This is a genomic window from Mesorhizobium sp. M0208 (assembly GCF_040322015.1).
Taxonomy (GTDB): Bacteria; Pseudomonadota; Alphaproteobacteria; order Rhizobiales; family Rhizobiaceae; genus Mesorhizobium.
Genome location: NZ_JAMYSP010000053.1, coordinates 18,613 through 30,797 on the forward strand (window position 1 = coordinate 18,613; position 12,185 = coordinate 30,797).

Consider the following 12,185-nt stretch of genomic DNA (forward strand, 5'->3'; position numbering starts at 1 on the left):
GTTGGATTTAAACGTCTCAGATCAGATTTAGCTTGTTGGATTTAAACGTCTCAGAGACGTGTCGCTGTTACCCCGGGCACAGCGGAGCGATTATTCTGTGATATGTTACGTGCTAATACTTTTGCGTTTGCGCGGAATCGGACTGGGTCCAAAGAACTAGTCATGGCAACGCTTTAAGGGACCTGGGCGCCTTAGCCTATCAAGGGGACAGAAGCCATGGCAGAGGGCGGTTCACCAGCAGATTGCGGATCTTACTCGTGCCCCAAAGCGACTTCTTGTCGATGTCCTCCGCTGCCAGCCGGTTGAGGCGCGCGAGCGTGCATTCGATCAAGACATTGTCCCTTCCCTGGTCGGCGGATCCTACGGGGACTGAGTCGAGAAGCATCCTGGCTTGGTTCGCCATAGCCGGCGAGCTGGCCCTCTTCATCGCGCTGGTCTATCTCCTTAGGCTCGAGACTACTGCGCTTGTCCGCGTCCTACTCGTTGCCCTCGCCGGCTGGTGCGTGCACTACTTCCTGCCACAGCGTTACCGGCTGCCGTTTTTCGTGCTGCTCTCGTTCGCGGCTATCGCCGCGGTTTTCGCGAACCTTGGGCCCAACTGGCACCACTGGAGATTTGAGGGCCTCATCGATGCCGCCTGGATCGTCGCCATTGGGCTCGTACTGATCGGAATTGTCCACCTACCGATCGCTTTTGGATGGAGAGTGCTGGCGTTGGTTGGCGCCGGCTGCGGGCTCGCCGCCGCACGAATGGACTGGATTGTGACCCCGTGGACGCGCGCCGTCTGGCCCGTGCTCGCTTCCATGTTCATGTTCCGTCTCATTGTCTATGCGTACGAAATGCGGCGTGACCAGAGGATGGCGACGGTTTCGGAACGTCTCGCGTATTTTTTCATGTTGCCGAACGTGTGCTTCCCGCTCTTTCCGGTCGTAGATTTTAGAACTTTCCGTAGCAGCTACTACAATGCTGACCGGCATTATATCTATCAAACAGGTGTTCAGTGGATGTTTCGCGGCGCTATCCATTTAATATGCTACCGTATCGTGTACCAGCGGTTTGTGATCGATGCTGCGGACGTACACAACCAGATTGAGCTTTTGCAATTTATCATATGGCCATTTTTACTTTATCTGAAGGTTTCAGGAACTTTTCACATAATCACCGGGATTTTGCATTTATTTGGATTCAACCTTCCAGAAACCCACAATCTGTACTTTCTTTCCTCAAGTTTCACAGATTTCTGGCGTCGAATAAATATATACTGGAAGGACTTCATAATGAAAATTGTATACTATCCGTTGTATTTTCGTTTTCGACGCTGGGGAGAGAGCGTAGCGCTGGTCAGCGCGACCCTCCTCGCGTTCCTCGCGACTTGGCTGCTGCACAACTATCAGTGGTTCTGGTTACGTGGCACCTGGGTATTCACCTGGAACGACTTCCTCTTCTGGATGATCCTGGCCGTGCTTGTGACGATCAACGCCCACTATGAAATGCGGCACGGTCGCACGCGGCGCCTGCGTGGCGGGGCACTAAGCTGGAACGGTGCGCTGCAAACTGCGGGCCGGACCATCGGCGTTTTCATCGTCATCTCGCTCCTTTGGTCGTTTTGGAGCGCGAGCTCGGTCCCGCAATGGTTCTCGGTCTTCGACACCGTGGGCGTGGAAGGCCCTGGCAACACGACGCCTGCCCTCGTGCTGGTCACGGTGGCAGCTATCATTGGCATTCCTGCCCTTGCGCTCGCGCGTGGCGCCGCCGACCGCCAGTACAGTTTCCGGCGGTCGGTTGCGTCGGTCGGTGTCAGCGGATTGATCGCGGTTTGCATCGCGCTCCCCGGGGTTCGCGATCGCCTCGGCGAGACGGTCAGTACCGCAATGGCCGACATTAGAATGCCGAACCTAAATACCCGCGATAGTGCGAACCTGGAGCGCGGCTACTACGAGAACCTCGTCAATGTCGGCGCATTTAACCCAGAACTGTGGATTGTTTATGGCCAACAAGGGAACGTATGGGACAGTTTAAGCGAGACGGAGCTGATTGAGTTCACGGGAGCGCTTCCCACGACCTATCTGCGTCCACTCTCCCAAGCGGACTTTAAGGGAACGCAGGTCCATATCAACCGCTGGGGTATGCGAGATCAAGACTACGAAAAGATTCCTTCTCCCGGCACCCTACGAATCGCAATCGTCGGCGCTTCGCACGTCTTCGGCGCGGGCGTCGCGGATGGGGAGATTTTCGAGGGCTTGTTGGAGCGGCGGCTGAATGAGCAGGCGGCCGACAGCGGGTATCGACACTACGAGGTGCTGAACTTTGCCGTCGGGGGTTATTCTTCTCTGGACATGCTCGCCATAATCGAGGATCGGGTGCTCGCATTCAAACCAAAGTTCATCTTTTACTTCGAGCACAGCGCGCTTGTTCCACGAATGCTAGAGAATCTCGTGCAAGCAATCCAGAATGGCTCCGCATATCGCTACGACTTCGTGCGCGACATTGTACGCGAGAGCGGGATAGATCACAGGGCTGACTCCGAGGTGCTTAAAAGAAAGCTCACGCCCTACGGGGAGAGACTTCTGCATGCGATCTATTCTCGAATGATGGAAACAGCGAAGCGAGAAGGTGTCGAGGTCTTTTGGATCTATCTGCCCAGACCCAACGAGAAGATCAGTCCCGAGCTGGAGAGGCGCCTCGCTGCCGGGGCTGGATTCAACGTTCTCGATCTTTCCGGTGTGTATGACGGGTATGACTGGCGGACCCTTGTTGTGGCACCTTGGGATGATCACCCAAACGCCGCCGGCCATCGGCTCATCGCCGACAAGCTTTACGAGGTGCTGCGGCAACACCAGGATCTCATTCCCCTGAACCTTGCGGTTGCTCCACAAGAGGAGGAACAATGAACGCGATCCAGATCAGGACGATGGCCAAGGATTTCATATTGAAGGAATTTCTGCCCGGTGAAAGGCCGGAGAATCTGACGGATTCAACGGAGCTGATAACTGACGGCATTCTCGACTCGTTGGCGACGCTTAAGCTCGTTGCCTACCTGGAAAAATCCTGCGGTATCGAAATCGCCCCTGACGAACTCGTGCCGGAGAACCTGAACTCGATCGCCCAAATTGCCAATTTCGTCCAGTCGAAGCAGGCGTCCACATAGAGCTCGCCATGACGGTCGCTGCCTTACACGAGTATCTGGAACAGAGCGCGAGGCGGTATCCCCAGACATGCGCCGCTGTCGAGGCGAGCTCTGGGCGGCAGATCACCTACGGCGAGCTCGACGCGCTGTCGGACCAAGTCCGCGACCATCTGCGTCGGATCGGCGTCCGGCCGGCGGACCGCGTCGGCATTTGCCTTCCAAAATCGATCGCCTCGCTCGCTGTTCTGTTCGGCATCTTAAAGGTGGGCGCGGCCTATGTGCCTGTCGACTCTCTGGCACCGCCTGCGCGTAACGCGTTCATATTTAACGACTGCGGCGTGCGCGCGATTTTCGTGGAGGCGTCCCGAGCCGAAACTTTGCGCTGTGAGTTGGCGCGCTTGGCTGCGGAACCTTGTCTCTTACCGCTCGACTGGTCCGACGGTCCCTCGCCGCTCGCGACGTACCTGGCTCGCGTAGAGGCCGGCGGCTTGGCGGTGGAGGACGAATCGGCGCGGCCGGGGCCGGACAACCTCGCTTACGTGCTTTACACTTCGGGCTCGACCGGCCAGCCGAAGGGCGTGATGCTGACGCATCGTAATGGCTCGAGCTACGTGGACTGGTGTTCCGATATCCTCGCCCCTGACGAGAACGACCGCTTCTCCTCTCATGCGCCTTTCCACTTCGACCTATCTATTCTCGACATCTTCGTACCGCTGAAGCACGGCGCGACCGTATTCCTCATCGGTGAGGAGCTCGGCAAGAATCCGACCCGGATGGCGTCGGTTATCGCCGAGCGGCGGTTGACCGTCTGGTATTCCACGCCCTCCGTACTCACGCTTCTGGTCGAGCACGGCAGCCTTGATGCTCGCGACGACCACGCTCTTCGGTGCATTCTATTTGCCGGCGAGGTTTTTCCGGTCAAGCATCTGCGCAGGCTAAAGGCTGTGGTCCCACGCGCGCGCTACCTGAATCTCTATGGCCCAACCGAAACCAACGTCTGTACCTACTACGAAATCCCGCAGACGATCGCCGAAGACCGCTCGGCACCGTTTCCGATCGGGCGCGCCTGCTCGCATGTTAAGGCACGCGTGATCGATGCGAATGGTCGCAACGTGCCGCGAGGCCAGGAAGGCGAGCTCGCAATCAGCGGTGCTCCCGTGATGCTGGGCTATTGGAACATGCCTGAGCGAACAAGCGCCGCTTTTCATGTCGATTCAAGCGGTCGCTGGTACCGTACCGGCGATGTAGTGATCGAAGGCGATGGCGGAGTCTACACCTTCCGCGGTCGACGCGACCGGATGGTGAAGAGACGGGGATATCGGATCGAACTCGGCGAGATCGAGACTGCGCTCTATCGCCATCCAGCGATCTCCGAGGTGGCGGCGATCGCTCGCTCGGAGGAGTCGGGCGTCTCCATAAAGGTGTTCTATGCCTCGCGCGACGGCCATGCGCTGTCGCTCATCGAGTTGAAGCGGTTCTGCGCCCACAACTTGCCGGCCTACATGGCCCCGGACTGGTTCTCGCATCAGCAGTTACTTCCCAAGACATCGACAGATAAAATCGACTACCAGCATCTGATGAGGATGGAGTAGTGGATTTCGCGCTGAACGAGGAGCAGCGTATCCTGCGTGGCCAGATCCTTCGCTTCGCGCAAGATAAGCTCAATAAGGATGTCAGGCAGCGCGACCGAGACCAGGTATTCCAGCGCGAGTTGTGGGGGGCTTGCGCGCAGATGGGCCTGACCGGCCTGCCAGTCCCCCAGGCCTACGGGGGACCCGGTCTCGATTCCCTGTCCACGGCCATTGCAATCGATGCGCTTGGCTATGGCTGCGAGGATTCCGGCTTGGTCTTCTCGATCTGCGCCCACCTTCTGGCCTGCGTGGTGCCGATTTGGAAGTTCGGCACTGAAGAGCAGAAGAATCGATATCTTCCGGGGCTCTGTGATGGCACTTTGATAGCAGCCAATGCGATGAGCGAACCGGAGTCGGGCTCCGATGCATTTGCGATGCAAACCCGGGCGGAGCCTCATGGCGACGGCTTTCTAATCAACGGCACGAAGACCTTCGTGAGCAACGGGCCGGTGGCAGATGTTGCCGTCGTCTTTGCTGTCACTGACCGCGCCAAGGGGTATTTCGGCGGCATCACGAGCTTCCTCGTGGACCGCGCGCTGTCCGGCTATCTGGTCGCGCAAAAGTTCGAAAAAATGGGACTGCGGACGTCTCCGATCGGGGAGCTTGTCTTCGAGGACGTATTTGTTTCGAAGGACGCTGTTCTCGGTGGAGTGGGCGGCGGCTCCAGGCTGTTCGCTCATAGCATGGACTGGGAGCGGGCGTGCCTATTCGCCAGTCATGTGGGCACCATGGAGCGGCTTCTGGAAAAGGCAGTCGCCTATACGCGCACCCGACGTCAGTCCGGCCAGGCCATCTCCAAGCACCAGGCGGTCGCCCATAAGATTGCCGACATGAAGATGCAGGTGGAGGCGGCCCGATTGCTCGTCTACAAGGCGGCGTGGGGCCTTGAGCGCTCCCAGTCCGTATCACTCGACGCCGCCGTTTCGAAGCTCTTTGTGAGCGAATCGCTAGTTCGCACCACGCTCGATGTCGTCCAGGTCTTCGGCGGCTATGGTTTCTTGAGCGAATTCGACGTCGAACGTGCCGTGCGTGATGCCATCGGCAGCAAACTCTATTCCGGAACTTCTGAGATACAGCGCAACATTATTGCTGGCTGGCTGGGGCTTTGATGACGCTGTGGTCAGAACCTGTCCGTGAAGGGCGGCGTGTGCTGTCGCTGGGCCTGCCCCCAGTTCGCGAAAAAGGGCGCTCGATTTTGGTGAGGCAACCGGAGAGTGGTACTATCACAACTCACGGTGCCACCACGGCGGAGGGCGCTTTTGTCGTTCGACTTGGGTGCGTCTGCCCGGGCCGCGGTCTCCGAATTTGCGGCTCAGAGGCGAAGAACCAGACCAGCCGCGACGCGTGAAAGATAGGCTTTGTGGATGCGGCTTCTCTAATACATTCTGCGCACGTCCCGGCGCCGGCCGCCAATGCGGTACAAGTCGCAAAGATGTGCCATGCATTTCGGGTTGCCGGAGCGGAGGTCCTACTATTGCTTCCACGCGCCTCCATGAATACACGGGATCATTATAAGAAGATCGCGCGCGAATACGGATTCGGTACCGAGTTCCCATTCCGCGTTCTCCCCGTACCCTTTTGGCCTGTGCCCGGCCGGGAGCTTTTTTTGCTGTGTTGGCGCTTCTTGCAGCGGTCTGGCTGCGGCCGCATGTCGTCTTTACACGCTCGGCTACTGTAGCGCTTGTTTCTGCCGGACTTTTCGGGTTTCACGACCGTTTTTGAGCTTCACGACCCGATTGGCAGTTTGAGCAGACGTCAGCGTCAGCGCCTTGCCAAACTGATAGGCCTAGAGGCATTCCGTATGCTGGTCGTCACGTCGCAACGTCTGCGGGACGACAGCATCTGCCTCTTTCCCCAATATGCGGCAAAATTTTTCATCGCGCCCAATGGCGCGGATCTTGTTCTGCCGAATGTCGAGCCATGCAGCCTCAGCGGCACGTTCAAGGTTGGTTATGTCGGACATCTGTATAAGGGAAAAGTCATGGAGATAATAAGCGCTATTGCGCCTCGATGCGGCTGGGCGACATTTCACATCGTCGGGGGAACACCAGGCGATATAGAGTATTGGACATCGAAGCTGGCCAAATGCCCGAACACAGTGTTTCACGGCTACGTTCCTCACGCCGCGACATGTGCCTACTTGGCCGAAATGGACGTTGTACTCGCGCCCTATCTTAGAGATGTAGAGGGCCAGGGCGGCGGTCGAAATATCGCTGAGGGAATGTCGCCGCTCAAGCTCTTCGAATATATGGCGCATGGCAAACCCATAGTGTCCTCCGACCTGTCAGTTATCCGAGAAGTTTTGAGGGATAGCGTCAACAGCGTTCTGGTGTCGCCAGACAACCCGTCCGACTGGGTCAAAGCTCTTCAGCGCCTGCGCGAAAACAAGGCGCTTCGGGATCAGATCGGTCAGCAGGCGAAGGCAGACTTTCTGGCCAGGTATAGCCGCATCGCACGCGCAACCAACATCCTAAAGGAAATCGAGAACCGGATGTCGTCGAGCCGAAGCTTATAGGCTGCACAGTTTTTCTTATTGAAGGCGGCCGCGCCGTCAGCAGGTTATCCTAATCCACTTCCCGCGCCAGAAGAAATCATGCGCTCATAAAGATCCGGCGACTGAACCGGCGCGACCCCGAATTTTGGGGCTCTATATACTCACTGGCGCGGGAGCGCTCGAGCATCAAAATCAAAACTATCGGTTCAATCCCGGACGATGGATTGCCTATCCATGCCGCTTCTGAGCCTTAGCTCGACTTTGCCCAAAATTGGGGTCAGGCGTTGCGGCTTTTCGCGTTCAGGCCCAGTTCCAGAAGAGAGGCTCGCGCGCGACGAATTCGAGGGCTTTGTCGAGGGGCAGGATGATGCCGCCGAACGGCCCGACATCATCCCAGCGCTCCCGATAGGACCAGTACAGGACGCGCATGCGACCGCCTTGGTCGACGGGCTTGAGACGTGCGATAGGGGCGCCCGTTTCCTCGAGCAAGAGCGTGTAACCGCCTTTGCGGCGCTCGACGACCACGCCGCCGCCCCGGCTTTCGTTGAAGCGTTCGATGCGAGCGATGATGTCGTCCTGGCCTGGCATGGCGCGACCATATAGTGCGGTGCCTCGCCCGTCGCAGGGGGGGGGTGAATCGAAATGCCGCACCCGACGGTGTTGCGCGCTGTCGGCTGACGGATTCGACAAGGCGGATGACATCTTCACACATCACCGCCGCCGGCGACCGCGCTCCGGATATTCTGCGAACATGGCTGCAGCCCTTCCGCCGCTTCTTCACGGCTCCTGTCTGGGAGCATGTTCTAATCTTGCTGATGGGCGCGTTGCTGGCGCCTGGCAAACGGACCGTGACGGCGGCGCTACGCATCACCGGCCGCCGGGAGGCCTCGAACTTCACCTGCTACCATCAGGTTCTGAACCGCGCGCGCTGGAGCGGGCGCGCCATTGCTCGTCGGCTTCTGTCGCTGATTGTCGACCGTCTCGTGCCTGCCGGGCCGGTGGTGATCGGCGTCGACGACACCATTGAGCGACGCTGGGGTGCGAAGATCACCGCCCGTGGCATCTACCGGGATCCCGTCCGCTCCAGCCATGCGCACTTTGTGAAGACCAGCGGCCTACGATGGTTGAGCTTCATGGTGCTGTGCCCCGTCGCCTGGGCTGGCCGCACCAAGGCGCTGCCCTCGACTTCGTGGTCGAGATCATTCGTCGATCCGACGACCAGAAGGGCTTCCATCCGGCAAACTATCCGCAAATGGCGGACTGATCTGACCGGAAACGCTAAGCCCGGCGGGTGCCTGCATATTGGCCTTCTCACCCACTGGGCGAGTACCTCATTCACGTGTTGCAGAACGTTGACGCATTCTGAGCGATAGTAGCATTGCGCTTGGGCTACTGCCCTCGCAAGCCATGATCCTTGTCGCAATTGGCGGCAATCTCATCCGCCGAAACGCTCATCCGTGAATTTCAAAACGGACTCTTAACTCTGTGTCCATGGAACCGGTAGCAGGCCGTAGAGCGGCCTCTCACATTAACTGCGCATTCTAGCCTTCTTATGCACGACGGAGCGTTTGAGAGGTTGGCGGATGTAGCCTAAGCGATTGATTTGGCGTAGGGATTCGGTTGTCTAAGCCAGCCCTGCCACCACGTCTCGCGAGCCACACCCGCCATGACCGACGATACGTTGCTGCCGCTCTCATTTCCAGCCGTTGGGCGCAAGAAGATCACAGCTGCGTTTGACGGCGGACGCATCACCTCGGATGGTGGCGTCATGCTTTTGGCCGCGGCCGAGCGACGCCTGCAACTGGCCGACAGGTTGGCCGCTGCGATCCACGATCCGCGCGACCCACAGCGGGTGACACACGCCATGGCCGACATTCTGCGCGCCCGCATCTTTGCGATCGCATGCGGCTACGAGGATGCCAACGATCTCGACCGACTGCGCACCGACCCGGCCTTCAAGCTCGCCTGCGGGCGGCTGCCCGACAGCGGGATTGATTTGTGCTCGCAGCCGACCTGCTCGCGCCTGGAGAACCTGCCAGACCTGCGCACCCTCATCCGGCTCGGCTGGGTGCTGGTCGATCTGTGGCTGTCGAGCTATGCCGCGCCGCCCAAAAGCGTGACGCTCGACATCGACGACACGGTTGATGTCGTTCACGGCCATCAGCAGCTCTCGCTCTTCAACGCCCATTACGACGAGCGCTGCTTCCTGCCGATCCACATCTATGACGCCGCGACCGGACGTCCGGTCGCCATGATCCTGCGTCCTGGCAAGACCCCGACGGGCAAGGAGATCCGCGGGCATCTGCGCCGGCTTGTCCGGCGCATCCGCGCCCGCTGGCCGGCCACCCGCATCCTGGTCCGCGGCGACGGCCACTATGGCCGGGCGGAGGTCATGGCCTGGTGCGAGAACAATGCGCTCGACTACCTCTTCGGATTGCCCGGCAACACGGTTCTCCAGCGTCTCGTTGATGAAGCCGCCGACGATATCCGCACCCGCCGCGCGCTCGAGCAAAAGCCGGTGCTGCGCGGCTATGCCGAGACCCGATACAAGGCGAAATCCTGGAAGACGCAACGCCGCGTCTGCGCCCGCATCGAGGCAACCACCCGCGGCCTCGACATCCGCTTCGTCGTCACCAATCTCGACAAAGGCTCTGCCGCGCATGTCTACGACGTGCTCTACTGCGCCCGCGGCCAGGCCGAAAACCTGATCAAGATGCACAAGAGCCAGCTTGCCTCCGACCGCACCAGCTGTCGCTCACCGATTGCCAACCAGGTGCGCCTCGTCCTGCACACCGCCGCATACTGGCTCATGCTCACCCTGCGCGAGGCGGTGCCCACAACCGATCATCTCAGCAACGCCGAGTTCGCCACGCAGGCTCCTCAAGCTCGGCGCCCGCGTCATCGAAACCGTCTCGCGAATCCGCCTGGCCTTCGCCGCCGCCTGTCCCGAGGCCAACCTGTTCCGACAAATCGCTCTCACGCTGCAGCCCGCAGGACCGTGAGCGCCGGGGCATCAAAGCCCCGCCGAACCCGACACCTTGACCCTCCAGCGCGTTCCAAAGTCCAGTCTCAGCTGCGGTGAAAAAGACGCCTCACACCTGCATGACCGAACGGCTCAGCGGCGCTCGAACCACAAGGCTCATGAATAGGACGGGCTAGACGCCGTTGGGAGGGCAGTTCACGGTGAATGGATGGGGGCACACCTCGCTCCAGACAACCAAAGGCTACGCCCACACGCCGAAGCACCTTCAGGACAATCTGAGCGTCTCTGAGGACGCGGAACAGGTCGATGCCGCGCTGCACCTTGGCATGACGCGCGAGACCGACCGCACCGGCACGGCTGTCTTGTAGCATCGCCGGGAAGACTTGACAGGTCCTACCGAGCGCTCGCACCTTTGGGCATTGGAATACCTCTCCTGCCTGACTGGCTGCGGGACAGCTGCTTGAGAGAGCGGGTGAGCGGTGCCTCTACCCACAAATGCAGGCCAACGCTGAAGAGGCAGACAGCGGCAAATGCGGCGAACAAATAAAAAGTGGCTGAGAAAATGGAACCAGCCGGAAGCACTTTTGCCGAAAGAAAGTACACGCCGTGCAGAATCAGCGGATGGATTAGGTAGGTCGCGTAGCTCGCAGACCCCAGCAGGAGAGCGCCTCGATGCGACGCCCGATGGTTTGAACGCTCAAGCATCAACGCTCCGGCGACGATGACCGTCGCTGGTAGGCCAAGCCGCATGAGCCTGATTTCCCCGGTGCGCGTAACCTCGACGCCCAAGTACCAGTCCTGGGCAATCAGCACAGCAATGGCTACCCCAATCGCGAGGACACTCAGTGTTGCTCCGTGGGGCAGGTCGAGTGCCCGTGACTTCAGATATAAGAGCCCCAGCAAACAGCCGAGCGCGAACTCAAGTAGGATGGCATTCGTATAGTACTCGATCACAAAAGATTGTGGCTTGAATACTACGCCCATGAACCAAAACGACAGAAAGGCCACCGACAAAATGGTAGTTGCCCGACTAATTCGCCCCGAAAGCAGGAAAAGGCCGAAGAAGAAATAGAAAAAGGCCTCGTAGATCAGTGTCCATGCCGGAACGAGTATGGGCTCCGAAACGCCGTCGAGCCGTATATTCGGCAGTAAGAACAGGGATGTCAGCAGGTCGGAGCCGTCCCAATTGTGCAGTCCTGACGGACTGAAGCCGACAGAGCTGACGGCTATTATCGCGAAAGTGGTGATCCAGTATAGCGGCAATATCCGGATGAGTCGGTCACGCCAGAACGCGGCGGGGCCACAGTGGCTTCTGTCGCTCGCATAAACCATGATGAAGCCAGATATGACGAAGAATATATCGACACCCGCAGCCCCCAGATGTGAATGAACGGGAAGCGGGTGCAGGCGCTCGATGAACGATTGGGCATGGTACAAAACCACCGCATAGGCGGCGACAGCCCGAAGCACCTGGAGATTGTTCAGCATCAGAGCCTGGCTCTCGCGCTCGCGACAATCATTTAGTCTGACCGGAGGTGATTTCGGAGGCAATTACCTCTTTCGACGCCTCGCATGCGACGTCATACCTCCTATTGGGGAGACGGCGCTGCGCCTAGGGTCGCCCTTTCTGTCAATCGGCCCGGAATTATTCCACGCCGAAATACACAAGGCCTCGCATTGGACTGGCCACGGTATTCGAATGGGACATTCGCCGCCGAGCAAGGCAATGCCAAGGCGGCTCACCGCGGCATTTGGCAGGGCCGGTTCGATCAACCTTGGGATTGCCGTGCGGCGAACGCCGACAAGGTCGAGACAGTCAGCGAGCGATCCACCGGGTTCGGGCTTCTCAGGCTAAGCCTGAGAAGCTGGACACCTCGAAAAACCTGGCAATCGAGACCGCATTTTGATTCACTTCGCCTGGTGATTTGCACGGAGGCGTTGGATGCGAGG

At 59.1% G+C, this 12,185-nt stretch carries 10 protein-coding genes and 1 pseudogene; 8 read left to right on the top strand and 3 right to left on the bottom strand.

The features are described 5' to 3' along the window. Positions 1-317: 317 nt before the first annotated feature. The 5 genes from NKJ17_RS30830 to NKJ17_RS30850 all read left to right on the top strand — a co-directional run bounded on the left by NKJ17_RS30830 (position 318) and on the right by NKJ17_RS30850 (position 7,273). The gene (locus NKJ17_RS30830) at positions 318-2,891 is read left to right on the top strand and encodes an SGNH/GDSL hydrolase family protein (RefSeq protein ID WP_352507952.1); all 2,574 of its coding nucleotides are present in this window, start codon (positions 318-320) and stop codon (positions 2,889-2,891) included. Continuing rightward, entirely contained in the window at positions 2,888-3,148 is a 261-nt protein-coding gene (locus tag NKJ17_RS30835) for an acyl carrier protein (RefSeq protein WP_029356091.1), read from the top strand. The genes NKJ17_RS30830 and NKJ17_RS30835 overlap by 4 nt, the downstream gene beginning before the upstream one ends. Positions 3,149-3,156: 8 nt before the next feature. After that, on the top strand, positions 3,157-4,719 hold the full coding sequence (locus NKJ17_RS30840) for an amino acid adenylation domain-containing protein (protein WP_352507951.1): 1,563 nt from the start codon (positions 3,157-3,159) through the stop codon (positions 4,717-4,719). Then, positions 4,719-5,867 carry an acyl-CoA dehydrogenase family protein gene (locus NKJ17_RS30845; protein ID WP_352507950.1) on the top strand — a complete coding sequence of 383 codons (1,149 nt, stop codon included), beginning with the start codon at positions 4,719-4,721 and terminating at the stop codon, positions 5,865-5,867. Before NKJ17_RS30840 ends, NKJ17_RS30845 begins: the two co-directional genes overlap by 1 nt. 692 nt (positions 5,868-6,559) lie before the next feature. Then, positions 6,560-7,273, top strand: a complete 714-nt coding sequence (locus NKJ17_RS30850; RefSeq protein WP_352507949.1) for a glycosyltransferase family 4 protein — start codon at positions 6,560-6,562, stop codon at positions 7,271-7,273. A gap of 279 nt (positions 7,274-7,552) precedes the next feature. Here NKJ17_RS30850 and NKJ17_RS30855 read toward each other — a convergent pair whose 3' ends face one another. Beyond that, positions 7,553-7,840: a hypothetical protein gene (locus NKJ17_RS30855; RefSeq protein ID WP_352507948.1), complete on the bottom strand. Its 288-nt coding sequence runs from the start codon at positions 7,838-7,840 to the stop codon at positions 7,553-7,555. Positions 7,841-7,947: 107 nt separating this feature from the next. On the opposite strand from NKJ17_RS30855, the gene NKJ17_RS30860 reads away from it, so the two are divergent. From NKJ17_RS30860 to NKJ17_RS30870, 3 genes and pseudogenes are all read left to right on the top strand, one after another. After that, complete coding sequence (locus NKJ17_RS30860; RefSeq protein ID WP_352691506.1) at positions 7,948-8,625, top strand: transposase; 678 nt, start codon at positions 7,948-7,950, stop codon at positions 8,623-8,625. Between the two features lie 293 nt (positions 8,626-8,918). Next, positions 8,919-10,254, top strand: a pseudogene (locus tag NKJ17_RS30865) (IS1380 family transposase). A 181-nt stretch (positions 10,255-10,435) separates the two neighbouring features. Continuing rightward, positions 10,436-10,603 carry a hypothetical protein gene (locus NKJ17_RS30870; protein ID WP_352507946.1) on the top strand — a complete coding sequence of 56 codons (168 nt, stop codon included), beginning with the start codon at positions 10,436-10,438 and terminating at the stop codon, positions 10,601-10,603. 25 nt (positions 10,604-10,628) lie between these two features. Here NKJ17_RS30870 and NKJ17_RS30875 read toward each other — a convergent pair whose 3' ends face one another. After that, positions 10,629-11,723 carry an acyltransferase family protein gene (locus NKJ17_RS30875; protein WP_352507945.1) on the bottom strand — a complete coding sequence of 365 codons (1,095 nt, stop codon included), beginning with the start codon at positions 11,721-11,723 and terminating at the stop codon, positions 10,629-10,631. A 281-nt stretch (positions 11,724-12,004) separates the two neighbouring features. Further along, positions 12,005-12,185, bottom strand: a 181-nt coding sequence (locus NKJ17_RS30880) for a hypothetical protein (RefSeq protein WP_352691508.1), incomplete at its 5' end; no start/stop codon positions are given.